Origin of the sequence: Vreelandella azerica (genome assembly GCF_013112225.1) — a bacterium.
In the GTDB taxonomy this organism is placed as follows: Bacteria; Pseudomonadota; Gammaproteobacteria; order Pseudomonadales; family Halomonadaceae; genus Vreelandella; species Vreelandella azerica.
This window is the reverse complement of sequence record NZ_JABFHI010000004.1, coordinates 264,179-290,808: the sequence shown is the minus strand read 5'-3', so window position 1 is coordinate 290,808 and position 26,630 is coordinate 264,179. Positions and strand designations below refer to the sequence as shown.

General features: G+C 54.2%; 19 protein-coding genes and 4 pseudogenes. 18 read left to right on the top strand and 5 right to left on the bottom strand.

What is annotated here, in order from left to right; genetic code table 11:
* Nucleotides 1–26: 26 nt before the first annotated feature.
* Together HLB35_RS11455 and HLB35_RS11450 are read right to left on the bottom strand one after the other, a co-directional pair.
* Complete coding sequence (locus HLB35_RS11455; protein ID WP_235937145.1) at nucleotides 27–854, bottom strand: diguanylate cyclase domain-containing protein; 828 nt, start codon at nucleotides 852–854, stop codon at nucleotides 27–29.
* 113 nt (nucleotides 855–967) lie between these two features.
* Nucleotides 968–1,579, bottom strand: a complete 612-nt coding sequence (locus HLB35_RS11450; protein WP_235937144.1) for a hypothetical protein — start codon at nucleotides 1,577–1,579, stop codon at nucleotides 968–970.
* Nucleotides 1,580–2,091: 512 nt separating this feature from the next.
* Here HLB35_RS11450 and HLB35_RS11445 point away from each other — a divergent pair.
* The 12 genes and pseudogenes from HLB35_RS11445 (at nucleotide 2,092) to lipB (ending at nucleotide 12,671) form a co-directional block, all read left to right on the top strand.
* Nucleotides 2,092–3,393 (top strand): glutamate-5-semialdehyde dehydrogenase, encoded by a 1,302-nt coding sequence (locus HLB35_RS11445; protein ID WP_171702672.1) that lies wholly within the window; start codon nucleotides 2,092–2,094, stop codon nucleotides 3,391–3,393.
* Entirely contained in the window at nucleotides 3,390–4,043 is a 654-nt protein-coding gene (gene nadD / locus HLB35_RS11440; RefSeq protein ID WP_171702671.1) for a nicotinate-nucleotide adenylyltransferase, read from the top strand. The genes HLB35_RS11445 and nadD overlap by 4 nt, the downstream gene beginning before the upstream one ends.
* Before the next feature lie 128 nt (nucleotides 4,044–4,171).
* The gene (rsfS, locus tag HLB35_RS11435) at nucleotides 4,172–4,561 is read left to right on the top strand and encodes a ribosome silencing factor (protein ID WP_171702670.1); all 390 of its coding nucleotides are present in this window, start codon (nucleotides 4,172–4,174) and stop codon (nucleotides 4,559–4,561) included.
* Complete coding sequence (gene rlmH, locus HLB35_RS11430) at nucleotides 4,558–5,025, top strand: 23S rRNA (pseudouridine(1915)-N(3))-methyltransferase RlmH (protein ID WP_171702669.1); 468 nt, start codon at nucleotides 4,558–4,560, stop codon at nucleotides 5,023–5,025. Before rsfS ends, rlmH begins: the two co-directional genes overlap by 4 nt.
* Nucleotides 5,026–5,131: 106 nt before the next feature.
* Nucleotides 5,132–7,034 (top strand): annotated as a pseudogene (gene mrdA / locus HLB35_RS11425) (penicillin-binding protein 2).
* 13 nt (nucleotides 7,035–7,047) lie between these two features.
* Nucleotides 7,048–8,208, top strand: a complete 1,161-nt coding sequence (gene rodA / locus HLB35_RS11420) for a rod shape-determining protein RodA (protein ID WP_171702668.1) — start codon at nucleotides 7,048–7,050, stop codon at nucleotides 8,206–8,208.
* Nucleotides 8,209–8,306: 98 nt separating this feature from the next.
* Complete coding sequence (locus HLB35_RS11415; RefSeq protein ID WP_328731676.1) at nucleotides 8,307–9,155, top strand: lytic murein transglycosylase; 849 nt, start codon at nucleotides 8,307–8,309, stop codon at nucleotides 9,153–9,155.
* Nucleotides 9,110–9,349 (top strand): lytic murein transglycosylase, encoded by a 240-nt coding sequence (locus HLB35_RS18445; RefSeq protein ID WP_328731674.1) that lies wholly within the window; start codon nucleotides 9,110–9,112, stop codon nucleotides 9,347–9,349. The genes HLB35_RS11415 and HLB35_RS18445 overlap by 46 nt, the downstream gene beginning before the upstream one ends.
* Entirely contained in the window at nucleotides 9,346–10,248 is a 903-nt protein-coding gene (locus HLB35_RS11410; RefSeq protein ID WP_216601500.1) for a septal ring lytic transglycosylase RlpA family protein, read from the top strand. Before HLB35_RS18445 ends, HLB35_RS11410 begins: the two co-directional genes overlap by 4 nt.
* A gap of 205 nt (nucleotides 10,249–10,453) precedes the next feature.
* A complete protein-coding gene (locus tag HLB35_RS11405) occupies nucleotides 10,454–11,602 on the top strand; it encodes a D-alanyl-D-alanine carboxypeptidase family protein (protein WP_171702667.1) in 1,149 nt (382 codons plus the stop codon).
* A gap of 102 nt (nucleotides 11,603–11,704) precedes the next feature.
* Nucleotides 11,705–12,022 (top strand): HP0495 family protein, encoded by a 318-nt coding sequence (locus HLB35_RS11400; protein ID WP_171702666.1) that lies wholly within the window; start codon nucleotides 11,705–11,707, stop codon nucleotides 12,020–12,022.
* A pseudogene (gene lipB / locus HLB35_RS11395) lies at nucleotides 12,022–12,671 on the top strand (lipoyl(octanoyl) transferase LipB). Before HLB35_RS11400 ends, lipB begins: the two are co-directional and overlap by 1 nt.
* An 8-nt stretch (nucleotides 12,672–12,679) precedes the next feature.
* On the opposite strand, the gene lipA reads toward lipB, so the two are convergent.
* Complete coding sequence (gene lipA, locus HLB35_RS11390) at nucleotides 12,680–13,741, bottom strand: lipoyl synthase (RefSeq protein ID WP_171702665.1); 1,062 nt, start codon at nucleotides 13,739–13,741, stop codon at nucleotides 12,680–12,682.
* Nucleotides 13,742–14,216: 475 nt separating this feature from the next.
* Here lipA and HLB35_RS11385 point away from each other — a divergent pair, with 475 nt between their 5' ends.
* The 6 genes and pseudogenes from HLB35_RS11385 to HLB35_RS11360 all read left to right on the top strand — a co-directional run bounded on the left by HLB35_RS11385 (nucleotide 14,217) and on the right by HLB35_RS11360 (nucleotide 21,702).
* Nucleotides 14,217–16,598, top strand: coding sequence for a DUF3141 domain-containing protein (locus HLB35_RS11385; protein ID WP_422822454.1), 2,382 nt, complete (start codon nucleotides 14,217–14,219; stop codon nucleotides 16,596–16,598).
* 278 nt (nucleotides 16,599–16,876) lie between these two features.
* Nucleotides 16,877–19,502 (top strand): annotated as a pseudogene (gene topA / locus HLB35_RS11380) (type I DNA topoisomerase).
* Nucleotides 19,499–19,960: a DUF6586 family protein gene (locus HLB35_RS11375; RefSeq protein WP_171702663.1), complete on the top strand. Its 462-nt coding sequence runs from the start codon at nucleotides 19,499–19,501 to the stop codon at nucleotides 19,958–19,960. Before topA ends, HLB35_RS11375 begins: the two are co-directional and overlap by 4 nt.
* A 143-nt stretch (nucleotides 19,961–20,103) precedes the next feature.
* Nucleotides 20,104–20,571, top strand: coding sequence for a 2-hydroxyacyl-CoA dehydratase (locus tag HLB35_RS11370; RefSeq protein WP_171702662.1), 468 nt, complete (start codon nucleotides 20,104–20,106; stop codon nucleotides 20,569–20,571).
* A 35-nt stretch (nucleotides 20,572–20,606) separates the two neighbouring features.
* Nucleotides 20,607–21,230: a L,D-transpeptidase family protein gene (locus tag HLB35_RS11365; protein WP_422822453.1), complete on the top strand. Its 624-nt coding sequence runs from the start codon at nucleotides 20,607–20,609 to the stop codon at nucleotides 21,228–21,230.
* Nucleotides 21,231–21,438: 208 nt separating this feature from the next.
* On the top strand, nucleotides 21,439–21,702 hold the full coding sequence (locus HLB35_RS11360; protein WP_171702660.1) for an Lpp/OprI family alanine-zipper lipoprotein: 264 nt from the start codon (nucleotides 21,439–21,441) through the stop codon (nucleotides 21,700–21,702).
* 197 nt (nucleotides 21,703–21,899) lie between these two features.
* Here the strand turns inward: HLB35_RS11360 and HLB35_RS11355 are convergent, their stop codons facing one another.
* On the bottom strand, nucleotides 21,900–23,024 hold the full coding sequence (locus HLB35_RS11355; protein ID WP_171702659.1) for a L,D-transpeptidase family protein: 1,125 nt from the start codon (nucleotides 23,022–23,024) through the stop codon (nucleotides 21,900–21,902).
* A 120-nt stretch (nucleotides 23,025–23,144) separates the two neighbouring features.
* Nucleotides 23,145–26,593 (bottom strand): annotated as a pseudogene (mfd, locus tag HLB35_RS11350) (transcription-repair coupling factor).
* Nucleotides 26,594–26,630: the final 37 nt, after the last annotated feature.

The following is a 26,630-nucleotide window of genomic DNA, read 5'->3' as shown; positions in this document are numbered from 1 at the left end:
AACACTCGTAAAAAAGGAGAACTGGCTTACGTCTCTGGCAATGACTTGGCAATGGCGTGGCTGCGTTCTTCCAGACGCTGTATAAACAAATGGAAAACCTCCTGGTGTCTGGGTAAATAAGCGACGATATCGGCAACCAACTGGCCTGTTTCAACCAGCACGCAGCAGGACAGGCTGTGCTTTAAGCGCTCACGTACCAGTAAGGCGCCGCTCTCTGAGGTGTCTGGCAGTACCAGCCAGAAGGTCGCCTGGCTGGCTCGCCCCAATAAGTCGTGGTCGCGGCAGCTATCATTCACTTCATTGCATAATGTTTCCAGCAAAGTGAGCTGGGCTTTGCGTCCAAACTGTTCTCCTGCCATATCAAATTGCGGCAGATGTATCACCAATACCGCCAGACGATTACCGAGGATGCTGGATCTTTGGTATTCATTGCGTAGACGCTCTTTCAAAGCATCACTCTGGTAGGCGTTACACTCGCTGTCGTTAGGGTCTGTGGCAAACAGCAAAGCCTGACGACGCAGGTGCTCCCAGCGCGGTAATGCAAGTAACAGTAGGAGCGTGAGGATATTCTTCCAATCTTCCATGTCGCCCGATTGTGTCAACAGCCACCACCAGATAGGCAATAGGAGTATATTCAGGGCCAGTGCTGGAATAAGCGGTAGGAAAATCATCGATACCGCAATGGGCAGCCCGAACCATAGAGGTGAGGTGTCGCTGGAGGACTGGAAAGCCGCCTGGCCAACTACCAGGTAGAGGCAGCCAAGCAATAGTAGTCGAGGTATATAGGGGTTGATCCCTTGCCCGATATGCATTAGCAAAGCAGAGAGTGCTAGCAGTGTCAGAAAAGCCGGCATGAAAAAAAAGCTATAATAGCCAATTACATACAACCATGTGGTGTAAGTGATCATTAAAAACAGGCTAGAGACATGGGTAATCGTCATCAACCGATGAGAGATATGAGGATCGATCACGAGGACTCCAATGGGAACAAGGCTTGTTTTTCCTTGATAAAGTTATCCAGGTTCAGCTCTGTAATTTCAATATCTGATATCTCAATATAATGGCAGGCGCTTTTGTCGGAAATTGTCTGAATCAGGTGCTGACGTCGTTTAAGGCCTTCACTGGAACTGCGTGATAAAGTCAACGTCGCTAGCATCCTGCTGTTAAGGCGGTAGACATTTTCGAAATGGTAGGTTGTCTGACAAAGTCGATGGGCGGTATGCCAAAGCTGATGGCGCTTGACCTGCAAGATAATCAGTTCAGCGTGGATGCCTTCGCGTTTGCAGCGGGTCTGTTCACGTGACAAATCCCGTGCAAGTTGCTCTTTGGCCCAGATTCTCATCCCGGGCACCAACTGAGCACGCTGGCGAATGGCGCCATTGATGGTATTCAATTGGCGGGCACGAGCCACAGACAGTACGCACATCATCAACAGAGCTGCAAACATCAGCCATTGATCAGGAAAGGGCAGATAAGGTGCGAGCAAAAACAGGCTGATGGCAGCAAGTAAGGCATTCAGTGCAATTACATAATTGCTTTGTGGCAACATGAAGACTGCGACCCAGGCCCATATTAGCATGCTGCTGCTTTCGGGCATTGTCGCCAACAATGCTGTAATTAATGCACCCGGAATCAGCTGCCAGGGAATGTTAATGGTTCGCCTGTGGCTAAAATCAAGCAGCAGGGCAGTTGTAAACAGCCAGCCTATAGCCACCCAGACAACTACTAGTGCGTCAAGTGTAGACTCTGGCGTAAATAACGCTAGCCCAACTGCTGCTGCTAGCAGGTTGGCGCGCAGCATGTTTACTTTGTATTTGTTTCGCATGGTGCCTTAATATTTGTACATATCATCTTTACGTATGTGTAATGTAAGAATCTTATTAAAGCTGTTTTAATGGCAGGCCAGTCTAAGTTTTCTTTGATTATGATACGCCTTGTACAATGATCTGTCATTGTTTCAAGCCAGTATATTGTCAGTGTATTGTGAGCATGACATAACGTCGTGCCGTCTGATGCGATCAAAGCACATGATATGCCAACTTTAAACGGCATTTAAGCAGAGAATTTAAAATAGGTAACATTGGAGACACCATGAACGATATCACCCTCAGCCCGGAAAGAATGTCAGCCGCTGGCGAGGATATCAGCGCTTATATGCAGGCAGTGGGCGTCGCTGCGCGTGATGCCGCCCGTATCACGCGTCGTGCTGATACGCAGCAGAAAAACAGCGCCTTGCTGGCAATGGCTCAGCACCTAGAAAGTGGCCGTAGCCGTGTGCTGGAAGCCAACGCAGACGATCTGCGCCGCGGCCAGGAAAACGGCCTGGATGCTGCCTTACTTGACCGGCTGGCACTTAACAATGCGCGTGTGGATGCCATGATCGAAGGTCTGCGTCAGGTGGCTGCCTTGCCTGACCCCGTCGGCGAAATCGACGGTCTACGCGCGCGACCCAGCGGTATACAAGTGGGCAAGATGCGTGTTCCCTTGGGTGTGATCGGGATCATTTATGAGTCGCGCCCCAATGTCACCCTGGAAGCGGCCAGCCTGTGCCTTAAATCAGGTAATGCTTGTATCTTGCGTGGCGGTTCGGAAGCCAGTGCGTCTAACGCTGCCTTGAATGAATGTATTCAGGCAGGTTTACGCGATGCAGGGTTACCCGCTGGCAGCGTCCAGGTGGTGGCTACCACTGATCGCGCGGCGGTGGGCGAGTTGATCAGTATGCCTGAATTTGTGGATGTGATTATTCCACGGGGTGGCAAGTCATTGATTGAACGAATCTCTCGGGAAGCGCGAGTGCCGGTGATCAAGCATCTAGACGGCATCTGCCATGTTTACATTGATGCCAGTGCCGACCTTGAAAAAGCGCTGGCAATCGCTGTTAACGCCAAAACCCATCGCTATGGCACCTGCAACACCATGGAAACCCTGTTGCTGGATGCGCCGATTGCGGACGCCTTGCTGCCGCATCTGGCCAGCGCCTATGGCGAACACCAGGTTGAGCTACGCGGCTGCGCGCGAACCTGCAATATATTGCCTGACGCTGTCGCAGCAAGCGAAGAGGACTGGTCAACCGAATACCTGGCTCCGGTGCTGGCTATCAAGGTTGTGGACGGTATTGACGAGGCGATCACTCACATCGAACGCTTCGGCTCTCATCACACGGATGCCATCGTGACGGAAAACTATCACCTTGCGCGCCACTTTATGGCCAGTGTGGATTCAAGCTCGGTGATCGTTAATGCCTCCACCCGTTTTGCTGATGGTTTTGAGTATGGCCTGGGAGCCGAAATCGGCATTTCCACCGACAAGCTTCACGTGCGTGGGCCAGTAGGGCTGGAAGGTTTGACTACCCAGAAATATGTGGTGCTCGGCGATGGCCAGGTACGCCAATGAGTGAGGCACCGCTGCGGGTGGGGATGTTTGGTGGCACCTTCGACCCCGTTCATCTGGGGCATTTACGTAGCGCCGTTGAAATTTCCGAATGTTTGCACCTCGACAAGCTGCATATGATTCCAGCACCCCAGCCACCCTTGCGCGGCCAGCCGCAAATATCGGCGCAGGACAGGCTGGCGCTTCTGGAGGCTGGCGTAAAAGACACGCCCGGCCTGATAGCCGATGGCCGCGAGTTGCGCAGACAAGGCCCTTCGTACTCGACCTTGACGTTGGCGGAGCTGCGCGAGGAATACGGGGATACGGCGCGCCTTGTCATGGTGCTGGGCCAGGATGCGTTCTTGCGCCTGGCGAATTGGCACCAGCCAGAGCAACTTTTTGCGCTTGCCCATGTGGTGGTGATGGCTCGTCCGGGATATCAGCCCGACCGTTCGGCAGCGCTTAAGGAACTGATTGGTCTGCGTGAAGTCGATAGTGTGGCGTCAATGATGGAAGAGCCAAAAGGCAAGCTTCTGGCTTTGACGCTGCCGACGCCAATGGGTATTTCTGCCACGCATATTCGCCAGCGCCTTGCCGAGCATAGCAGCGTTCGTTATTTACTGCCTGAAGCCGTTGAAGAGCAGATTCATGCTCGGCAGCTGTATACATTTTAATTTGTGTGACGGGTTTCAATAAGCGCTGGCAGTCATACGAATAGCCGTTACAATGGCCGGCTGAAAGGTATTTATTGAAATTTTATGCTCACTACTATCGCAACCAAAGGGGTTGGCAATTAGACGTCATGCAAATTGAAACACTGAAAACACTCGCCGTCGATGCACTTGAAGAACTCAAAGCCCGTGATATTACCCACCTGGATGTAGCGAAGCTGACCGATGTAACGGATCTGATGATTATCGCCAGCGGTACGTCTACCCGTCATGTTTCCGCGCTGGCGCAGAATCTGGTGGAAAAAGCCAAGGAGCAGGGGCTGCAGCCGCGCGGTGTTGAAGGCGGAGCCAACGCCGATTGGGTGCTTGTCGATCTGGGTGATGTTGTTGTTCATGTCATGTTGCCGGAAGCCCGCGCCTTATACGACCTGGAACGCCTGTGGGCAGATTTGCCAGCTGACAGTGCACTGGCCCACGATATGCTGCGCGAACGTATGGACGGGCAGGTAACGGATTTATGAAACTACGCATGCTGGCGGTAGGCAACAAGATGCCAGCCTGGGTAGAAGAAGGTGTTGAAACATATCGCAAACGCCTGCCTCGCGATTTCAGCCTGGAGATTGAAGAAATAGCGCTGGGCCAGCGTGGTAAGAATGCCGATGTGACCAAGGCGCGATTGCAGGAAGCAGAACGTATCAAAGCCAGACTTAAAGGCGATGAATACCTGGTGGCACTGGAAGTCAAGGGCAAGGCCTGGTCGACGCCGCAGCTGGCCAGTGAAGCTGACCAGTGGCGAATGCAGGGTAAGGATGTCGTGCTGTTGGTGGGAGGGCCGGATGGATTAGACCCTGTACTTTCGGCACAGGCAGATGCCGCTTGGTCGCTTTCACCCCTCACATTACCTCACCCGCTGGTGCGTATCATGTTGGCTGAGCAGCTTTACCGTGCCTGGACGCTACTTGTTGGTCACCCTTATCATCGTTAAATACTTAATCATTAAATACAACAGGCAGTGGCGTTAAGGAAATGGCGTTTGGATAAAGCTCCATTGTTGATCGCCGCTGCCGGTTAAGTGAGAAACTGGTTGCCTAATGCCGCAGCGCCCCGAGACATTGAAAAACAGTGAGACTGAGCTACAGATTTTCCGGGTACGCGCCTTCCTCGCTATCTTGGTTGTCATTGTGCTGACGGGTCTCTTGATGGGGCGTCTGGGCTATCTTCAGGTTGTTCAGCATGACCTTTACAGTACTCGTTCGGAAAATAATCGGGTGCGCGTAGAGCCACTGCCACCTACCCGTGGGCTGATATTTGACCGCAATGGTGAAATGCTGGCTGAAAACCGCCCTACCTATAACCTCACCCTTGTGCGTGAACGCGTCGATGACCTGGATGAAACCTTGAGCTTTCTGATCGAGTTATTGGCCTTGCCGGATGGGGAGGTTGAGGCGTTCAAGCAACGCTCGCGCCAGCGCCAGCGGCCTTATCAGCCAGCGCTATTGATGAGTGATCTGACTGAGACCCAAATTGCCAGGGTTTCAGTCAATCGACACCGTTTGCCGGGGGTCGAAGTTGAAGCTCAGCTGTTGCGCTATTATCCCGACGCAGAAATCATGGCGCATGCGCTGGGTTATGTTGGGCGCATCAATGCTGACGAACTTAAATCCCTTGACCCTGGTAGCTATGCTGGCACGCACTTTATCGGCAAGACTGGGGTGGAGCGCTTTTACGAAACTGAGCTGCATGGTGAGGCAGGCTTACGCAAAGTGGAAACCAATGCCCGTGGGCGTGTGTTGCGCGAGCTGGGCAAGAACGACCCTGTTCCTGGAAAAACCTGACGTTGACGATTGATAAAGAGCTACAGATGCTGGCTTATGAACTGCTGGACGGCCGACGAGGTTCCATCGTCGCCATTGAGCCAGCCAGCGGCGATATTCTGGCGATGGTGTCCGTGCCGGGGTTTGACAGCAATCAATTTGTCACCGGCATCAGCGTTGAGAACTATCGTGGTCTTCAGCAGGATCTAGATTTGCCGCTATTTAACCGCGCCATCCGCGGACATTATCCGCCCGGTTCGACGATCAAGCCTTTTCTGGCTCTGGCCGGGCTGCGTGAAGGGATTCGCACGCCCAGTACCACCATTAACGATCCGGGCTACTACCAGCTGCCCAATGACTCACGGCGCTACCGTAACTGGCTACGCTGGGGGCATGGGCGGGTGGATCTTGAGCGTTCGATTGCGGTCTCGAATAACACCTACTATTACTCGCTTGCCCATGAGTTGGGCATTGATCGCCTGCATGAACAGATGAGCGCCTTTGGATTTGGTCAGCGCGTTGCCCATGATGTACAGGGTGAAAGTGACGCCTTGATGCCTTCCCGTGAGTGGAAGCAGGCACGCTACAATCAACCCTGGTACCCAGGAGAAACCCTCTCGGTCGGTATAGGGCAAGGCTATTGGCAGATCACGCCGCTACAGCTGGCCGCGGCAACGGCAACATTGGCTAATCGCGGTAAATGGGTTAAGCCGCACCTGGCGCGTATGATCGGCGATACACCTCTACCTGAAGTGCTACCTGAGACGCCTGCTGATATAGAGCTTACTAGTGACAGCTGGTGGGATGATGTATTTCAAGGTATGGAAAAAGTGTTGACGGGGCGTGAAGGTACGGCGCGTCGCACGGGCGTAGGGCTTGACTATCGAATGGGGGTAAGTCCGGTACAGCTCAGGTGTTCTCGCTTGGCCAGGATCAGCGTTATGACGCTGAAGAATTGGAAGAGCGCTTGCGCGATCACGCCCTGTTCATGGCCTTTGCGCCCTTGGAAACTCCTCAGATTGCGGTGTCGGTGATTGTTGAAAACGCTGGCGGTGGCAGCACCCATGCCGCGCATCTTGCCCGTGCCATGACCGATGCCTGGTTGCTGGAAGATGAGACACCTGACGTTGACGAGGTGCGCGAGATCCTGGAGCAGGATGACGCCAACCTTGATGGATAAAGGATACTAATGCATGCCCTGGCAACAGCTGACACGTCCTTTGCGACGCTACCCCGTTAGGCCACCTGACAGTGGGATCGCGCGGCGTAAAAGTTTCTGGGAGAAAATTCATATTGACCCGGTGCTGGTCGGATTGCTGCTGGTGTTGATGACCTCTGGCCTGGTGGTGCTGTATAGCGCCTCCGGTCAGCGCATTGACGTCGTTTACGCTCAGGGTATCCGCTTTATTGTGGCGCTGGTCGGGATGCTGGTGATTGCCCAGTTTTCACCGACGACCTTTTTACGCTGGGCGCCCGCTGCGTATCTGGTTGGGGTAATGATGCTGCTGGCCGTGGAGTTTTTCGGTGATATGGGGATGGGCGCTCAGCGTTGGCTGGTGATTCCTGGAGTGATACGCTTTCAACCGTCAGAAATGATGAAACTGGCTGTTCCACTGATGGTGGCTGCCTATCTGAATCGCTGCCAGTTGCCTCCGCGTCTGCGCGATATTGTGGTCTGCGCTATCATCATCGGTATACCGGTGGTGTTGATTGCGACACAGCCGGACCTGGGTACCTCTTTGCTGGTGGCCAGTGCCGCTGTGATTGTGGTTCTGCTTGCGGGACTTTCCTGGCGCCTGATTGCTTTTGCCGCTGCTTTGTTGGCTTCGGCACTGCCGTTTTTGTGGATGAGCCTGCATAATTATCAGCGCCAGCGGGTGCTGACCTTTCTAAACCCGGATTCTGATCCTTTAGGGGCCGGTTGGAATATCATCCAGTCGACCACTGCGATTGGCAGCGGCGGGGTATGGGGGAAAGGTTGGCTACAGGGAACTCAGTCACAGCTGGAGTTTCTGCCTGAGCGTCATACTGACTTTATCATTGCCGTGCTGGGGGAAGAGTTTGGCCTGGTAGGCATGCTGCTGACCCTGATGCTGTACTTTCTGATTGTCTCCCGTGGCCTATGGTTGGCGGGAGCTTCCCAGGACACTTTTGGGCGTCTGGTGGCAGGCAGTATCATTCTGACCTTTTTTATTTATGTCTTTGTTAATGTTGGTATGGTCAGCGGGATTCTGCCTGTAGTTGGAGTGCCTTTGCCGCTGGTTAGTTATGGCGGCACATCCAGCGTTACCCTGCTGGCGGGTTTTGGTATTCTGATGTCCATTCATTCGCATCGCAGGCTTCTGCCGCGTTAATGCATACAACGTAATCTCTAAAGGAGTCGCATTGATGATAAGGGCCAAGGGAGGCTTTCGGCGCGCCATTATGCTGATGCTACTGATGGGGGAAAAGTTTGTCCAGTGTCGCAGCCAGTGAGCCTGAGGGGGTGAGTTTTCATCCTGACCACCATCCTGATACGGCAGTCCTGGTATCTGAACTGATGGCACAGGGGCTGTCACAAGAGTGGCTATACGATGTTCTGGCGCGGACGTTTTACCGCCGAGAGGTGCTGGATGCTATGGAAGGTGCTGCCGAGCGTCGCCTAGTATGGCACGAGTATCGCAATATCTTCCTGAAAGATGAGCGTATCGAGCAGGGCGCTGATTTTATGCGCCTGCACTTACCAACCTTGGAGCGCGCTACTGAGCAGTTCGGTGTGCCTGCAGAAATCATTACCGCCATTATTGGGGTGGAAACCTACTATGGGCGCTTTAAAGGCAAACACCCGGTACTTGATTCGCTCGCCACCCTGGGGTTTCACCATCCTACTCGTGGACGCTTCTTTCGTGGCGAACTCGCCGCCATGCTGAGAATTGCCTATGAGCAAGGTGTTGATCCGGCTGAACTAAGAGGTTCATATGCTGGAGCGATGGGCTACCCTCAGTTCATACCCACTAGCTATCAGGCGTATGCGGTGGATTTCGATCAGGACGGCATTCGTGATCTGTGGAATAACCCGATAGATGCCATTGGTAGTGTTGCCAACTACTTTGCTGAGCATAGATGGCAAGCCGGAGAGCCAATCTATCAGCAGGCTGAAGGGCCGCAAAGCCCGCCTGAAACGCTTGAGTTCAATCAGTCCAGTACGCCCACCCTGACCTTGAACGAGGTAATGGAGGCGGGTATAACCCCCAAGGGGAAGGGGCTGAAGCTTTTATGTCCGACCCTGAGCGACGGGTGGTTCCGCTGTATCTGGATATAAGTGAAGACGTGCAGGATTATCGGTTGGGTAGCTTTAACTTCTACGTAATCATGCGTTATAACCATAGTCATCTTTATGCAATGGCAGTTACCGAGTTGGCACAAGCCATTGCGAAAAAGGCGGCAGTGGAAGACATCAGTAATCTGAAGATAACAAAAAGTGACACTATGGCGAGTGAAAAGGATGTCCAATGAGTAAGCAAGCCACTACTCCTGGTTGTAAGGCGAATCTTTCAGCTTGGCTGGTACCTGGGGCTATGGCATTTGCCCTGCTGCTAACGGGTTGTGCCAGTAAGGTGCCACCACCAGCTCCCGCTACCGCTGAGCCACCCGAGCTGACGGGCGGCGGGCGTTATGCCATCAGTGCTGATGCCTATCCGCTTGACCCGCCAGATGTATCCCAGGTGCCGAATGCTGAACCGAGAGTCGAACCGCTTTCCCGCGCTGGCAATCGTCCAACCTATGAAGTATGGGGAGAAACCTACCGTGTGCTGCCGGATGCCAGAGGGTACGTGAAAGAAGGGATGGCTTCCTGGTATGGCGAAAAATTTCATGGCTATGCTACGTCCAATGGTGAAATCTACGATATGTATAAAATGTCGGCCGCCCACCGCTCGCTGCCTTTGCCCACCTTTGCCAGGGTAACCAGTCTGGAGAACGGCAGTTCGGTGATCGTCCGCATCAACGACAGGGGGCCTTTTCATAGCGAACGCGAAATTGACCTTTCCTATGCCGCGGCCTATCAACTTGGTTTTACCGAGGCCGGGACAGGGCGGGTAAGAGTCGAGGCGATCGACCCGCAAGGCTGGGCAGGACATTCGTCAATCAACACGGCTCAGCTACCGGCAAGTGACACAACAGATAGGCGTACCAATTCATCAGGATACTTACAGGTGGCTGCCCTGAGTGACCGAGGCAGTGCGACACAGCTGAAGCGTCAGTTGCAGAGTCGCCTTGATCAGAACGTCAGGATAGCTGATGACGGCGGCGTCTATCGTGTCCAGGTGGGTCCGGTAGGCCACCAGCGGGAAGAGTTGGCGCTGCGTGAGACGCTACGTCAAGCGGGCTACCCGCAAGCATTTATTGTAAAGTAATCCAGATTGTAAAGTAGCAATAAAGTACATTGTACCTTTGTATGCCTCTTATGAGGCCAATGATTTTAATGAGATATTTTTAGTTATGAAGACGATTTCAACGCTGTTTAAAAAGGTACCACTGCCGGATCTATCACGTCTTGGTCGCAGGTTTTCGCGTTCTCTGCGATTAAGACGCGCAAGTCTTATTGTTGGCGCAGGCGTGATGACCACAGTGTTGGCAGTAACCGCCAATGCCCAGGCGATTCCCCAGCCTCAGACGATTATTCCCTCACCGCCCCAGCTGGCTGCCAAGTCGTGGATTCTGATGGACGCCAATAGCGGCCACGTATTGGCAGCACATAAACCGGATGAGCAGCTGCCGCCTGCAAGCCTAACCAAGCTGATGACGGCTTATCTGGTTGAGCGCGAACTGGATCGCGGCACCATCAAGCCCAACGATATGGTCAATATCAGCGAAAAGGCCTGGCGTACAGGTGGCTCCAAGATGTTTATTGAGGTGGGTACCCAGGTGTCGGTAGATGATCTACTCCACGGTATCATCATTGTCTCAGGTAACGATGCCAGTGTGGCCATGGCAGAGCATCTGGCCGGTGGAGAAGTGCCTTTTGCGGATCTGATGAACCAACATGCCACTCGCTTGGGCATGCATAACACCAATTTTGAAAACCCAACCGGGCTTCCGGGCGAAAATCATTATTCAAGTGCACGGGACATGGCGCTGCTCGCCCAGTACATTATCAATGACTATCCTGAACACTATGCGATTTACTCTCAGCGCTCCTTCTCCTTTGGTGGAATTGATCAGCCTAACCGTAACCGTCTGCTGTGGCGCGACCCAACCGTGGATGGCCTGAAAACCGGCTGGACCTCTGAGGCGGGTTATGGGCTGGTGGCGTCAGCTGAGCGTGATGGTATGCGTCTGGTGTCAGTGGTGATGGGTACCAACTCTGAGGAAGCCCGCGCTCAGGAAACTCAGAAACTGCTCAGCTACGGTTATCGGTTTTACGAAACGCTGCCGATCTATGAGCAGGATGAAGTGCTGGCTTCGCCGCGTATATGGGGCGGCGCCAGCAACGAAGTCAGCGCGGGTGTCGGCGATGAAGTCCATGTCACCCTGCCGCGCAACCGTAACGAAGAATTACGTGCCAGACTGAACTTGAATCGTGATCTGATGGCCCCCATCTCAAAAGGTGATCAGGTGGGTCAGTTGGAAATAGTGCTTGGTGAAGACGTGGTGGGAGCGCGCACCCTAGTTGCGCTGGAAGACGTTGAAGAGGGCGGCCTGTTCAAGCGTCTACTGGATCAGGTGCGGCGTTTCTTTAGCGGCTTGATCAGTGGGTTTCTGGACTAGCCGCCAGTAAGTGACTTTTTCTCACCGGAGGGTTCCCTCTGGTAAGCTGAACGGCCTGGAAACTCCAGGTCGTTTTTGTTGATAAACCGTTTGGATGTTGCGATGAAATCAAGTGGTAAAAAAACGTTTCGGGATATGCGTCAGCCGGTGGCTAATGACCCTTCGGCAGCCAAAATTACCTTCCCCTGTGATTATCCTATCAAGGTGGTGGGTGATGCGGCCGACGACTTTGCAGCAGCCGTGTGTCAGGTGGTGGTAACTCACTCGCCGGCATTTGATGCCAGTACAGTGGTCGTGGTGGATAGCCGCAATGGCCGTTTTCAATCCGTCCGGCTGACGATTCAGGCTACCAGCGAGGAGCAGATCAAGCGGCTATTTGTCGACCTTAAGGCCACTGGCCGCGTGCATATGGTGCTGTGATGGATAAACAGTCCATTGAGTTACACCTGTTGGGGATGCGTCCCTATCTGCCCGTCTGGGAAGCCATGCGTTCGCTGACGGATACCCGTGACGCTGAAACGCCCGATCAGTTCTGGCTGGTGGAACATGAGCCTGTTTTCACCCAAGGGCGCGCCGGTAAACCTGAGCATCTTTTGATGCCAGGCAATATTCCTGTGGTGCATACAGACCGTGGTGGGCAGGTGACCTACCATGGCCCTGGGCAAGTCGTGTTGTATCCGCTCTTAGACGTGCGCCGGGCGGGGTTGGAGTAAGAGATCTGGTAAGCGCGATTGAAAACGCGGTAATTGATGTCCTGGAAAACTATGGGGTAAGTGCCAACGCCAAGCCGGATGCCCCAGGTGTCTATGTCACCACCGCAACGGGCGAGGCCAAAATCGCATCTTTGGGTCTGCGCATCCGAAGGGGAGGCAGCTTTCACGGCGTAGCACTCAATGTGGAGGCTGACCTGTCATCGTTTGAGCGCATTAACCCCTGCGGCTATGCTGGCATGCAGATGACTAATCTGGCTGATCTGGTTGAACGCCAAATTAGCTGTGACTCTGTGGGCAGAGAGCTTGCAGAGGCCTTGGCAGCACGGCTTCAGCGTCGGTTAACGCCAAAGCCGTAAAAACCCGGCTAGCCGACGTTGAAAGCCGGAATAAGATTGTTGTCTTCTTCTGCCAGGCCAGGCACTTTGGCAGGCGTTGCCAAGCCAAGGTTGTTTTTCTCGAATACCCGGTCAGCGCGATAGCTGGAGCGCACCAGAGGGCCGGAAGGCACTTCCATGAAGCCCTTTTCAAGCCCAAGCTGACGCAGCTCTTCAAATTCTTCCGGAGTTACGTAGCGTTCAACCGGCAGGTGATTCTTGGTGGGGCGCAAGTACTGACCGAGCGTCACGATATCGACGCCAATCTCGCGCAGGTCGTCAAAGGTCTTGAGGATTTCTTCCTTGGTTTCGCCCAGCCCCAGCATCAGGCTGGTCTTGGTGATGATATCAGGACGATAGCGCTTGGCGTGGGCCAGAACGTCCAGCGTCTTGCGATAGCCAGCACGAGGGTCGCGAACCCTTTGCGTCAGCCGCTCAACGGTCTCGACGTTCTGGGCAAACACCTGCAAGCCTGAATCAACCACCCGCTCAATCGCTTTGGGTTCAGCGTCAAAATCCGGTGTCAAGGCTTCTACGACCACCTCAGGCGTATGGCGCTTGATGGCTTGTATGCAGGCCGCATAATGGGAGGCGCCGCCATCGTCAAGATCGTCCCGGTCCACCGAGGTAAGCACCACATAGCGTAGCCCCATCAGTTCAACCGACTTAGCCGTATTCTCAGGCTCATCATGATCCAGCCAGCCTTTGGGGTTGCCTGTATCGACGGCACAGAAGCGGCATGCCCGTGTACAAACAGAGCCCATCAGCATGATGGTTGCCGTGCCATTGCTCCAGCATTCACCCATGTTGGGGCAGTGGGACTCAGCGCATACGGTGCTTAACCCATGCGACTTGACGTTTTTCTTGACGGCTTCAAAACGTCCGCCGCCGGGCATTTTGGCGCGCAGCCAGGCAGGTTTACGCTCAGGTAAGGTAGACGGTGTTTCTGGTACTTGCTTGCTTTGTTTGATGCCGTCCTTGATGACGGCCATGCCATGTTCATTACGGAATTTTTCGCCGCTGGAAATACGCTGCGAGGGGTGATTGCTCATAATAAAGCGCCTCTGCTATGGCGAGAGCGGTCATTATCTGGCCTCTTTAACCGCTCGGGAATATGGGTCAATGTCGACAGAAGTCTATAAGGCTCAATGTAACATATTTGGCAGAAAGCGGGATATCGTTACGTCATTGTAAGGTAGCGCTATAAAGGATGATTAACAACAGCGGCGAATATTGTCATGATCAAATCCTGTTTCTCTGTCTGATGCCTTGGTTTTCCGGCTGGAACAGCGTTAAAAGTGAACAATCACAACATTGGCAGCGATAAAGTAGCTTTCTTCATCGACGTTGAGGGCTGTGTGAATTACACTATATTGCGTTGCAGCATAAAACGATTTAGGGCCATGGCACTCATGCTGGCCCAAGGGAGAATCCATGAACTTTCTCGCCAACCCTTTTATGCCATCAGCGCCAACTGGCAATGATGGCGCCATCGCCGACTTTCCGTTAAATGCCGGAACCCAAGCGATGATGACCCTGTGTGACCCCTTCGGTTTTGGCCGCGCTGCACTTGACTACTGGCGCGACGGCCTGGAGCGCAGCATTCTCTACTGGGATGTGATGCGCCAACGGGGTAATCAATACCTTGAGCATATGGAGCAAACCAAGCCCAATGTGCTTGGCTTTAAAACCGAAGTTGTCATGGATGGTCGTGAGCTCGAGCATCCTACCAACTATGAATTAATGCGCGTTCTGCCGCCGGAAGGCGTCGAAATTGACGAGCTGAAGCGTCCCTTTGTGGTCGTCGACCCCCGTGCCGGCCACGGCCCGGGCATTGGCGGTTTTAAGCCTGACAGCGAGCTGGGTGTTGCCATGCGCGCTGGACACCCTTGCTACTTTATCGGCTTTCTGCCTTTCCCGGAGCCAGGGCAGACGGTTGAAGACGTTGTCGAAGCGGAAATCGCTTTTCTGCGCCATGTAAGTTCTCTGCATCCGGATACCTGTGAAAAGCCGATGGTGGTGGGTAACTGTCAGGCGGGCTGGCAGATCATGATGGCGGCAGCGCTGGAGCCTGACGTGTTTGGCCCCATCCTGATTGCGGGTGCACCGCTTTCTTACTGGGCAGGTGAGCGTGGCAAGGCGCCGATGCGTTATACCGGCGGGATTACCGGCGGCAGTTGGGTGACTGCCTTGACCAGTGATATTGGTAACGGTCTGTTTGACGGTGCCTGGCTGGTGCAAAACTTCGAACGCCTGAACCCGGCCAATACCTACTGGAAAAAGCAGTATCACCTGTTTGATAACATCGATAACGAAGCCGAACGTTATCTGGAATTTGAACGCTGGTGGGGCGGCCACGTGGTGCTGGGTGGCGAAGAAATCCAGTACATCGTGGATAACCTGTTTGTCGGTAACCGTCTGTCGACCGCTCAGCTGGTGACCCGTGATGGGCGTCGCGTTGACTTACGCAATGTCCGCTCGCCGGTCGTGGTGTTCTGTTCGCGTGGTGACGATATTACGCCGCCGCCCCAGGCGCTTGGCTGGATTCGTGATCTGTATGAAGGCGAAGAGGACATCATTGCCAACGACCAGACCATTGTCTACTGCCTGCACGATACCACGGGCCATCTGGGCATCTTTGTCTCTGGTAGTGTTTCCCGCAAGGAGCATTCCGAGTTCACGGCTAACATGGATTACATCGATGTGATGCCGCCTGGGCTCTATGAAACCAAGATTACCCGCGCTTCCGAACGGCCAGATGCTGAGCTGATCGAGCGTGAGTATCTGCTCGAATTCGAGACGCGCAACTTTGATGAGCTTGATCAGGAAGTCAATCCCATCGCCGAAGATGATCGTCGTTTCGCGACCGTTGCGCGCGTATCAGAGATTAATCTGGGCATTTACCGTTTGGCGGTTCAGCCCTGGATTCAAGCGCTTAATACGCCTGAAATGGCCCGCTGGATACGGCGCATGCACCCGATCCGCCTGGGCTACCGATTAATGTCGGATCGTAACCCTCTGACCGTTCCTTTGCCAGTCATGGCGGATGCGGTGCGCGCTAACCGTCATCAGGTAGGCCACGATAACCTGTTTAAATCCATGGAAGGCATTGTTTCCGAGCAGATCGTGTCTAATCTGAACGCCGTGCGTGATCTGCGTGATAGTTCGCTTGAGCGCATTTTCCTGGATGTTTATGGCCAGCCTCTGCTGCAGGCCGCCGTTGGTCTCTATGGCGATGCCCATGTTCATCGTCGTCGTCCAGGCGCAGAGCCTGAACATCGTCGCTTTATCCAGCAGCGCCGTGAAGAGCTGCGCGAGCGGATTGCTCATGGTGGTGAGCACGAAGCGGTAATGCGCGCGGTTATTTACGTGCTCGGCGGTTCGCCAGCCACGGATGAGCGTAACTTCAAGCGTCTGCGGGCGTCACGCGCTGAGCTTGAGCCGGGCAGCTCGCTGGATGAGTTCAAGAAACTGGTACGTGAGCAGTTCTTTATTCTCAAGCTGGATCGTGAAGAAGCCCTTGCTACCCTGCCGCAACTACTGGCTGGTCAGAGCAATGCCCAGATTGATGCGCATATTGACCATCTGGATCATGTACTGGCCGCCAGCGGCGATTTGTCGGAACACTCATCAGAACGTTTTGAGCAAGTCAAGGCGTTGTTTGATCAGGCGCGCCCTGAAACACTGGTTGAAGTACCCGTTAAGTCAGCTCCGGTTGAGTCCGCGCCAGTTCAGCCAGCCCCTGAAGCTGAAGTAAAAGCAGAGCAAGCGCCCGCCAAGGCGGAAAACGCTGAAACGACTGCCAAGCCAGCGGCTACGCCTGAGCCAAAAGAGCCTGTAAAAACGCAAGCAAAAAAGGCCCCCGCTGCCAATAAGACCACTACCCGTGGTCAATCGCGCAAGCGCTGATTGAGTGGTTAACTCAACGCCCCGGCAAAATGGCTGGGGCGTTTTTGTATACATCAAATTTTTCGAAGGTTGCCGTTTGGCGTTTGGCAGTCTAGTGTCTAGCTGAAGTTGTCAGGCAAGTGTCCGCTGGTTTAACGTTGTTCAAGGCTGGCGCTTCTGCATGGCCTGGGGTAGGGTAAGCGCATTTTTTCAGGCGTGCAGCGGTCAATCAGCTTGTGCACGTTTTTGCATTCATTTGCCGCCTCACATCAGCCGGCACGTTATTTAAGTGGAGCACTATGGGCAAGTCACTGGTCATCGTCGAGTCGCCTGCCAAGGCGAAGACGATCAATAAGTATCTCGGCAACGATTTCATCGTGAAGTCGAGCGTGGGTCATATCCGTGACCTGCCGACCAGCGGCTCGGGAAAGACGGCCTCCGACCCAAAGGAGCGTGCCCGTCAGGCGGCGCTAACACGCAAAATGTCGCCGGAAGAAAAGGCCGTTTATAAAAAGCATAAAGCCCACGACCAGCTGATTCGGCGGATGGGCATAGACCCTGATAATGGCTGGCAGGCCCATTATGAAATCTTGCCCGGCAAGGAAAAAGTGGTTGCAGAGCTGAAAAAATGGCAGAGAAAGCCGATGCGGTTTATCTGGCCACGGATTTGGATCGTGAAGGGGAGGCGATCGCCTGGCACCTGCGTGAAACCATCGGTGGTGATAACGAGCGTTATAAACGTGTGGTGTTTAACGAGATTACCAAGAATGCCATCCAGGATGCGTTCAAGGCCCCTGGCGCACTTAATATCCCCAGGGTAGAGGCGCAGCAAGCTCGGCGTTTTCTTGATCGCGTAGTGGGTTTTATGCTGTCGCCGCTGCTGTGGGCCAAGATTGCCCGCGGCTTATCGGCGGGGCGAGTGCAGTCGGTGGCCGTTCGTCTGATTGTTGAGCGCGAGCGCGAGATTCGTGCTTTTGTTCCGGAAGAGTTCTGGGACGTGCACGCGGATCTGGTTTCGCCAGAAGGTGAGCTGATACGTTTTGAGCTTGCGCGTTACAACGGTAAAGCCTTTCGGCCTGCCAGCGAAGCGGAAACCATGGAGCAGATTGCCGCCTTGCGCCACGCACAGTTGGCAATCACCTCGCGGGAAGACAAACCGACCCGTTCAAAGCCCAGTGCTCCCTTCATTACCTCAACGCTGCAACAAGCGGCCAGCAGCCGTCTGGGATTCTCGGTCAAAAAGACCATGACCATGGCTCAGCGTCTCTATGAGGCGGGCTATATCACCTATATGCGTACCGATTCGACCAATCTTTCCAAGGATGCCGTTGAAAGTGCCCGTACCTATATTGGTGATGCCTTCGGCGCACAATATCTTCCAGAAAAGCCTATTCGCTATTCCAGCAAGGAAAGTGCTCAGGAAGCCCACGAGGCTATCCGTCCTTCCAGCGTAGAGCGCAAAGCGACAGAGCTTGCCAGCATGGAAAGAGACGCCGAGCGCCTGTATGAACTGATCTGGCGGCAATTCCTGGCCTGTCAGATGACGCCTGCCGAGTACCTTTCCACCACCCTGAACGTGCAGGTTGACGGCTATGAACTACGCGCCAAAGGGCGGGTACTCAAGTTCGATGGTTATACTCGGGTGATGAAGCCGGGGGTAAAAACGAAGATCAGCAGCTGCCAGATCTGCCGGAAGGCACCCCGATGCAGCTGGAAAAACTCGACCCGCAGCAGCACTTCACCAAACCAACGGCGCGATATTCGGAAGCGGCACTGGTGAAAGAACTCGAAAAACAGGGCATTGGCCGGCCGTCCACCTATGCGTCGATTATTTCAACGATTCAGGATCGTGGTTATGTAAAGCTTGAAAATCGGCGCTTTTATGCCGAGAAACTTGGCGATATTGTTACCGAGCGGTTGAAAGAATCTTTCCCGGATCTGATGGATTTTTCATTCACCGCACGAATGGAAGACAGCCTGGATGAAGTAGCCGAAGGTGAGCGCAACTGGCGGGCCTTACTGGATGCCTTCTATCACGAATTTCGTGATGAACTGGCAAAAGCCGAAAGTGAAGACGGTATGCGCCCCAATCAGCCAGTGCCGACGGATATCGACTGCCCAAGCTGTGGGCGTAAGATGCAGATTCGCACCGCATCAACCGGGGTCTTTTTGGGCTGCAGTGGTTATAACCTGCCGCCAAAGGAACGCTGTAAGACCACCATTGACCTGATTCCTGGTGAAGAAGCGGTGGCCGCCGATGCCGGGGAGGAAGCCGAAGCTGATGCACTGCGCGCCAAGCGCCGCTGCCCCAAGTGCGGCACGGCCATGGACAATTACCTGATTGATGAAACCCGCAAGCTGCACATCTGCGGTAACAGCCCTGATTGCGATGGCTACGAAGTGGAAGCAGGCAAGTTCAAGATCAAGGGTTATGACGGGCCGATTATCGAATGTGATAAGTGTGGCAGTGAAATGCAGCTCAAGTCAGGCCGGTTTGGCAAATATTTTGGCTGTACCAACAGCGAATGTAAAAATACCCGTAAGTTGCTAAAAAGTGGTGAGGTGGCGCCACCGAAAATGGATCCGATTGCAATGCCGGAACTGGCTTGCCAGAAAGTCGAGGATCATTACGTGCTGCGCGATGGTGCCAGCGGCCTGTTTCTGGCAGCCAGCAAGTTTCCGAAAAACCGTGAAACCCGTCCGCCTCTGGTTAAAGAGTTGAAAGCGCACGCGGATGAGCTGCCTGAGAAATATCACTTTATTCTCAAGGCGCCGACCGAAGACCCGGATGGACGCCCCGCCCAGATTCGCTTCTCACGTAAGAACAAGGAGCAATATGTGATGACGGATGAAGACGGTAAGGCCACAGGGTGGAAAGCAACCTTCGCTAACGGTCAATGGCAGGTTGAGGACAAGCGTAAATGACCCCGAAATCGCGTACCAATCAGCTCTTCTATCATGCCCAGCTAATGGCAGATACGCCTGCAGGCGATGATGAGCATGCAGCGGCACGTAAGATGGCCATGGAGGAGAGCGCTCTGGCGCTTCTTGAGCTGGCACTTGAATCAATGCTCAAGGAGCTGACTGAGCATGCCCGCCTGGACACTCACCGCTGGCAGTTACTGCTGGCAGCCGATGGCCCTGATGTGGCTGAGCTGCAACGGCTTAGAGACGTTGCCGCTGACGCCGATTCATGGCTGGGCTGGCTGATCTTCCAGCTTGAACGCTTGCATAGCGATCAGGGGGCTGGCCGTCGATCGGTCGCCAATCCCGGCATGATAGCGCTTGGAAGTGAAACCGAGTTTGCCGATCAGCTGTTACAATGCATTCAGTCGGCCAAAACTGAAGTTGCACAGCTGCGCGAAACCAGTCAGGAATGGTAGCCGTAGCAGGGCGAGTGCTCAAGCGTGATGGCTATCCACTGATTATTCACTAAAAGAGTATGCCTTCATCGAGCAAACCTTGTTAACTTGCTATCTGTGTAGAAGTTATTAACCATTGATCACGAGCGGGCGAGGAGACAAATATGCGTTATAACCAGGTAAAAGATCTGGTTGTTTGGGCAGCTGACTTCCATCAACGTATGGCTCAACAGTTTGAAGAGGCAGCACGCAAGTCTGATTCAGAGCGCGCCAGTATGGTGTTGGATTATCTTGCCGGGCGTGAAAAACGTATGGGTAAAGGTCTAGAAAGCGTGTTTGATGATGGTTCTGACCATACTGATGTGCTGGAAACCTGGTTCGATGACCCCACTGATTTTCCGCAGCCCCCTGTGCTTGTCCAGATGGCTGAGCAGGCCGTAGCCCATGATGATATCGATGCAGCCATGAAAACGGCCTTGAGCGCAAACAACACTTTGAAAGCAATGTACGAGTACCGTGCAGAAAAATCGGTGATTGAGCCAGAACAGGCGTTCTTTGGTTCTTTGGCCGAAGGCCATGAAAGTGAAGCGCGCCAGATTGTCACTCACCTTGAGGAATTTTCTGACCTTTAAGCATGCAAGCGTTAAAGTCAGTGTTTTGAGACATCATAATGCCCGTCAATCGTCGTCAGTTTCTTGCTTATGCGCTGTGTTTGCCCGCCTCCGTTTCCATGGCATATGTACCCGCTGGAGAGGAGCCGGATCTGATTGAAACGCTCATTTCCCGCGCCCACGTGCCGCGTTTTACCGATGAAGTCTGGGTGTTGATTGATGATCAGGAAGCCACTCTGAGCGTTTATCGGGGAAACAGTCGGCTTGAGCATTATGCGCCGGTATCGCTGGGACGCTCTGGGGCAAAAACCCAACGTCTCAGAGGAAGTAATGTAACCCCTAAGGGGGAGTTTCGTATCAACCGGTTTAATTACGAAAGCCAGTGGCATATCTTTGTGGGTATTGATTATCCGACACCGGCGCATGCGCGAATGGCCTTAAAGACGGGCGTATACTCTCAGCAGGACTACGATGACTATTTCGATTACTACCGTCGGTATGGCTCTCCGCCACAGGACACCGTGCTAGGCGGTGCCATAGGCGTTCATGGCCTGGGTGGGGCAGACCCTGAAATTCACCAGCAATTTCACTGGACGCAAGGTTGTGTTGCATTAACAAACGCCCAGATTGAGCGTTTTAGCCAATTAATCGGGATTGGCACTCGGGTTGTAATCCGCTAGGCTGAATCTGTTAAGATAAAATCTAGTTTTTAAAAACGCGGCTATAGACAAATGTTGTGGACTATAATACAACAGCTTCTGTCGATTTTGCCGAAAGGTATAAGTCGCTGAAATGAACCTGCATCGCAGGTAGGTAACGTCCATTAGCAGCTGCTGCAGCGTTATCTTGCCTTTAACGTAGTACCAAGGAAGACTCAAGGAGAACTATATGACTCTGAAGACTACTCTCAAGCTGTCTGTCGCTGCCGCTTCTCTGGCCGTTCTGGCAGGTTGTGCTTCTACCAGCGCTCTGGAAGAAGTGCGCATGACGGCTGAATCTGCTCAGGCAGACGCTGCAGAAGCACGCAGCATGGCTTCTCAGGCAATGAACACTGCTAACCAGGCGCAGCGCGACGCGCGTGCGGCCATGCAGATGTCTGAGCAGAACCGTGAAGAAATGAACCGCATGTTCCAGCGCTCCATGCAGAAGTAAGACAGGTTGATAACCCGCCTGAGAGCTTGCTTTCAGGCGGGTCTAACCAATTGCTAGCATCATTTGGCTGTAATGAAACATCGTTGGGTGTTTCAGGTCTATTAAGCTATTTCTAGCTAACAGGCTACTATCAGTCAGTGTGAACAAAAAACCCTGCCTCGGCAGGGTTTTTTGTCTTCAAACATCAGGTTTGTCTTTCAGGCATCTGGTGCTTGTTCGGAAGTATCACCGAGTTCGATCTCATCAAGCAGGTCGTTATCCCATTGCTCAGGTTCCGGTGCAGCAGGCATTTGCGGGCCATGTACGGCGATCATCTGCCCGTTGGGCTGCTCTATCACTTTCTTGACCTGAGCATAATCGACACTAATGTCATCGGAGGCTTTTTCCGCGACACGCTCAAGCGCATTAAGCAAGGGCTCGAAGTTACCCATGTTTTCTTCAAGCTGTGGGAAGGATTGCACGAAGAGGGTGCCATCCTTAGCCCAGCCGGCTTTGAACGGGATATCGACCAGGTTCACCTTGGTACCGCTTGGCAAGCGCTCATATAGCGACTTGATATCTTCCGGATACATGCGAATGCAGCCGCGGCTGACCCGCATGCCCACGCCGTCAGGGCGGTTGGTGCCATGTATCAGGTAGCTGGGCATGTCCAATAGAATGGCATGTTCCCCCAGGGGGTTCTGTGGCCCCGGTGGGACGATTTCGGGCGGTGGGTCACCGCGCTCAGCGGCTTCCCGGCGCATGGAGGCAGGCGGTGCCCAGGCAGGGTTTTCTACCTTGATGGTGGTGCGGGTAACGCCCACCGGTGTTGCAAACTCATCACGGCCTACACTGACAGGGTAGGTTTCGACAATTTCCGGGTTATCGGCCGAGTAATAATAAAGGCGCAGCTCCGACAGGTTGATCACAACACCTTCGCGAGGTACAGGCGGCAGAATGTATTGGGCGGGAATAACTACTTCGGTGCCTTCTCCAGGCACCCAAAGGCTGACATCCGGGTTCGCCATACGGATTTCTTCATAACCGATATTATGGCGACGTGCGATATCGATCAGCGTATCGGCGTGATCATCAACCGTAATAGTGTAGTGCTGACCAATGAGGTCGCCTTCTTCAGGCATGACGAACTGGCCGCGAGGCAGCTCATTGGGGCGAGCACTCTCTGCTTCTGAGACCTGCTCAGAGATGCCAGGAGATGGCGTTGCCTCCTTGGCCGTTTGAGCAAGGCTTGGAGCGGTGACCAGCGCAGTGGCCACCAGCACCATGGCAGGCAGGCTGCAGTGAAACAGCCTGGCTGACCGAAGGAGTGGGTGAGTGGTCATGCATTTTCCCTCTAGGTGTTTGATTGCGTCTGTGCAATCGGTACTGATGCGTTCAGGGGTGAATGGCCAATACATTGCAGGCCAAGCGATATTGTGTTTCAGGACAGTTTGCCCCAGACGTCAAGCGGCGACTACTTTTTGATTCAGTTGATCAAGCAGTGCCTCCAGCTGTTTAAAGCGGGCGTCGACGGATTCCATTGGCAGTTCAAAGCGCAAGGTGTCTGAGCCTTCAAGGCGAAACTGCTGGGGTGAGCGCTGGATCAGGTTAACCAGCGTCATGGGATCAACCGGTGTCTCGCTTTCGAAGGTGATTTTGCCGCGTGTTTCTCCGGCTTCCAGCCGCTTGATACCCAGTTGATCCGCTCGCTGACGTAACTGGGTCTGGCGGATCAGGTTTTTCAAGGGTGCAGGCAGTAACCCGAAACGATCTATCAGTTCGACCTGCAATTCCTTGAGCTGTTCGCGGTTCTGGGTATTGGCGATGCGTTTATACATCACTAGCCGCTGCTGGACGTCGTTGATATAGTCGGCGGGTATCAGGGCCGGAAGGTTCAGGCTGATTTCCACGCCGGTATTGAACGGGGCGTTAATGTTGGGTGTCTTGCCTGAACGGATGGCCTTGACAGCGCGGTCGAGCATTTCCATATACAGCGTGTAGCCAATCGTCTCCATCTGCCCGCTCTGCTCGTCACCCAGCAGCTCGCCAGCGCCGCGAATTTCCATATCGTGGCTGGCGAGAGTAAAGCCTGCGCCGAGGTCATCGGAAGCGCTGATCGCTTCCAGGCGTTTTATAGCGTCCCGGGTCATGGCCTTGGGGGCGGTGTCATCAGGTAGGCGTAAGCCTGATGATGGCTGCGGCCTACTCGGCCACGCAGCTGATGCAGCTGAGCAAGTCCGAACTTGTCAGCGCGTTCAATGATAATGGTGTTGGCATTAGGCACATCAATGCCGGTTTCAATGATGGTGGAGCAGACCAGTACATTGAAGCGGCGGTGGTAAAAGTCTGACATGACGCGTTCAAGGCTGCGTTCGGGAAGCTGACCGTGAGCCACGGCAACTCGGGCGTCAGGCACCAGCTCGCGAATCTTTTCTGCGGCGTTTTCAATCGTCTTGACTTCGTTATGCAGAAAGTAGACTTGTCCCCCGCGGAGGATTTCGCGAAGCAGCGCTTCTTTTATCGTGCCATCTTCATGGCGCTGAACGAAGGTCTTGACGGATAAGCGCCGGGCGGGAGGTGTGGCAATGATCGAGAGGTCACGAATGCCGCTCATGGCCATATTCAGGGTACGTGGAATAGGTGTGGCGGTCAGGGTCAGAATATCGACCTCGGCGCGCAGGGTTTTGAGCTTTTCTTTCTGGGCTACGCCAAAACGGTGCTCTTCATCGATAATCAGCAAGCCCATCCTGGGCAGCTCCACGCTCTTGGAGAGCAGTTTGTGGGTGCCAATCACGATATCGGTCTGGCCATTGCGGATACGCTCCAGGGTGTCGTTCATGGTCTTGCCCTGGGTGAAGCGGGATACCAGGCTGATGTTCACCGCCGTATCGGCAAAACGGTCACGGAAGTTTTCGTAGTGCTGGCGAGCCAGCAGAGTAGTGGGCACCAGCACCACTACCTGGCGATTGGACTGGGCTGCCAGGAAAGCGGCGCGCATGGCGACTTCTGTCTTACCAAACCCTACGTCCCCACAGACGACTCTATCCATGGGCTGAGGGGAGGTCATGTCGTTGATGACCGCTTCAATGGCGGCTTGCTGGTCCGGTGTTTCCTCAAAGGGGAAACTGGCCGCAAAACGTTGATATTCATCGTCCGGCGCGGCATAAACCACGCCTTCCTGGGCTTCGCGGCGGGCGTAGATATCCAGCAGCTCGGCGGCGGTGTCGCGGATTTTTTCTGCGGCTTTCTTGCGCGCCTTTTCCCACTGATCCGAGCCAAGTTTATGCAGCGGCGCCAGTTCATCCGCGCTGCCGCTGTAGCGTGAAATCAGGTGCAGGCTGTCAACTGGTACATAAAGCTTGGCGCCATTGGCATACTCCAGGGCAAGGAACTCACTGGCCTGGCCGCCTGCTTCAAGGGTTTCAAGCCCCAGGTAGCGCCCAACGCCATGGGCCTGATGGACAACTGGCGCGCCTTCTTTTAGTTCGGAAAGATGGCGGACGGCAAACTCATTGTCATCGGTTACTTTTTCACGCCGACGGCTCTGGCGTACCACCTCACCAAAAAGCTCTGATTCGGTGATGACGGCCAGGTCAGGGCTTTCAAGCCACAAACCCTGTGCCACCAGCCCCTCGCTGATCGCATAAGGCAACTGGCTATCAAGAAAGTCAGCAAAGCGGCTGACATAAGGTAGCTTGAGTGCCAGCGGGGCGAGAAGGTCTTCAAGCGCTTCCCGGCGGCCACGGGATTCAACAACAAAGAGGACGCGTGTGTGAGTATGCGTGGTCAGGAAGTGCTCAAGCGCTGCCAGTGGCGTCTTGCTGCGGGCATTGATGGTAACCTCTGGCAGGGTACGGGCTTGCGGTACCTGGGCATGCCGATTGTCCTGATCCTTGGTTAACTCAACCCGTGGGCGCTGGTTGATAGCGGCAAAAATATCGTTACTGGCAATAAAGGCACGGTGGGGCGGCAGCAAGGGGCGCGTCGGGTCGACGCCGAGGTTAGCGTAACGCGCTTCGATGGATGCCCAGTGCTGCTCGGCGGCTTTGTGAATACCTGGCAGCAGGGCAACTTGAGTGGCGTCGCTCAGGTGTTCAAACAGGGACGCCGTCTGTTCAAAAAATAGCGGCAGGTATTGTTCAAGCCCAGGGGATGGAATGGCTTTTAGAGCGTCGTTATACAAAGGGCATTGACGCGGATCAACGTCGAAAAGCGTTTCAAAGTTTTCACGAAAGCAGGCAATGGCACTGCGGCTGAACGAATATTCGTGGGCAGGCAGAAGCTCAATAGCATTGATCTTTTCAGTCGTGCGCTGGGAACCTGGATCAAACAGGCGCAGGGTTTCGATCTCATCGTCAAACAGGTCAATACGGATGGGGGCATCGACGCCCATGGGGTAGAGATCAATCAAGGCGCCACGCAGGGCGTACTCGCCTGGCTCATAGACGGTTTCCACGGCGCGGTAACCTGCTCGGGAAAGCGCCTCACGGAAAGCTTCGCGATCCAGCCTGTCACCCGCTTTGAGCGACATCACACGCCCGGCGATATATTCTACCGGTGGCAGGCGCTGCATCAGGGTGTTGATGGGTACCAGCACGATGCCGTGTAGACCGTCCTGCAGCTGGCGCAAGGTGCGCAGACGTGCGGAGACAATATCCTGGTGGGGAGAAAAGCTGTCATAAGGCAGCGTTTCCCAATCAGGAAAGGGCAGCACCGGTGTTTCGGTGTAAAAACTCAGCGCTTGTTCCAGGGTTTGCGTATCCGCCGTGCTGGGTGTAATCACCAGCAAGGGCGCCTTGCTCGCTAGGCGGGCAAGCCCCAGTGCGACCGCGCTGCCTGGTGGGTTTTCCCAGTAAAGCGTTTCACGCGCCCCTTTAGGCGCAGGCGGTTCCAGCAGAGAGAAAGTCGGCATAATGGAAATATCGGCTGCACAAAAAATGAAAACCCCG

Coding starts and splice junctions, on each gene's coding strand:
- HLB35_RS11455 (WP_235937145.1), bottom strand. CDS start 854: ATGCCGGCTTTTCTGACACTGCTAGCACTCTCTGCTTTGCTAATGCAT.
- HLB35_RS11450 (WP_235937144.1), bottom strand. CDS start 1,579: ATGCTAATATGGGCCTGGGTCGCAGTCTTCATGTTGCCACAAAGCAAT.
- HLB35_RS11445 (WP_171702672.1), top strand. CDS start 2,092: ATGAACGATATCACCCTCAGCCCGGAAAGAATGTCAGCCGCTGGCGAG.
- nadD (WP_171702671.1), top strand. CDS start 3,390: ATGAGTGAGGCACCGCTGCGGGTGGGGATGTTTGGTGGCACCTTCGAC.
- rsfS (WP_171702670.1), top strand. CDS start 4,172: ATGCAAATTGAAACACTGAAAACACTCGCCGTCGATGCACTTGAAGAA.
- rlmH (WP_171702669.1), top strand. CDS start 4,558: ATGAAACTACGCATGCTGGCGGTAGGCAACAAGATGCCAGCCTGGGTA.
- rodA (WP_171702668.1), top strand. CDS start 7,048: ATGCCCTGGCAACAGCTGACACGTCCTTTGCGACGCTACCCCGTTAGG.
- HLB35_RS18445 (WP_328731674.1), top strand. CDS start 9,110: ATGTCCGACCCTGAGCGACGGGTGGTTCCGCTGTATCTGGATATAAGT.
- HLB35_RS11410 (WP_216601500.1), top strand. CDS start 9,346: ATGAGTAAGCAAGCCACTACTCCTGGTTGTAAGGCGAATCTTTCAGCT.
- HLB35_RS11405 (WP_171702667.1), top strand. CDS start 10,454: ATGACCACAGTGTTGGCAGTAACCGCCAATGCCCAGGCGATTCCCCAG.
- HLB35_RS11400 (WP_171702666.1), top strand. CDS start 11,705: ATGAAATCAAGTGGTAAAAAAACGTTTCGGGATATGCGTCAGCCGGTG.
- lipA (WP_171702665.1), bottom strand. CDS start 13,741: ATGAGCAATCACCCCTCGCAGCGTATTTCCAGCGGCGAAAAATTCCGT.
- HLB35_RS11385 (WP_422822454.1), top strand. CDS start 14,217: ATGATGACCCTGTGTGACCCCTTCGGTTTTGGCCGCGCTGCACTTGAC.
- HLB35_RS11375 (WP_171702663.1), top strand. CDS start 19,499: ATGACCCCGAAATCGCGTACCAATCAGCTCTTCTATCATGCCCAGCTA.
- HLB35_RS11370 (WP_171702662.1), top strand. CDS start 20,104: ATGCGTTATAACCAGGTAAAAGATCTGGTTGTTTGGGCAGCTGACTTC.
- HLB35_RS11360 (WP_171702660.1), top strand. CDS start 21,439: ATGACTCTGAAGACTACTCTCAAGCTGTCTGTCGCTGCCGCTTCTCTG.
- HLB35_RS11355 (WP_171702659.1), bottom strand. CDS start 23,024: ATGACCACTCACCCACTCCTTCGGTCAGCCAGGCTGTTTCACTGCAGC.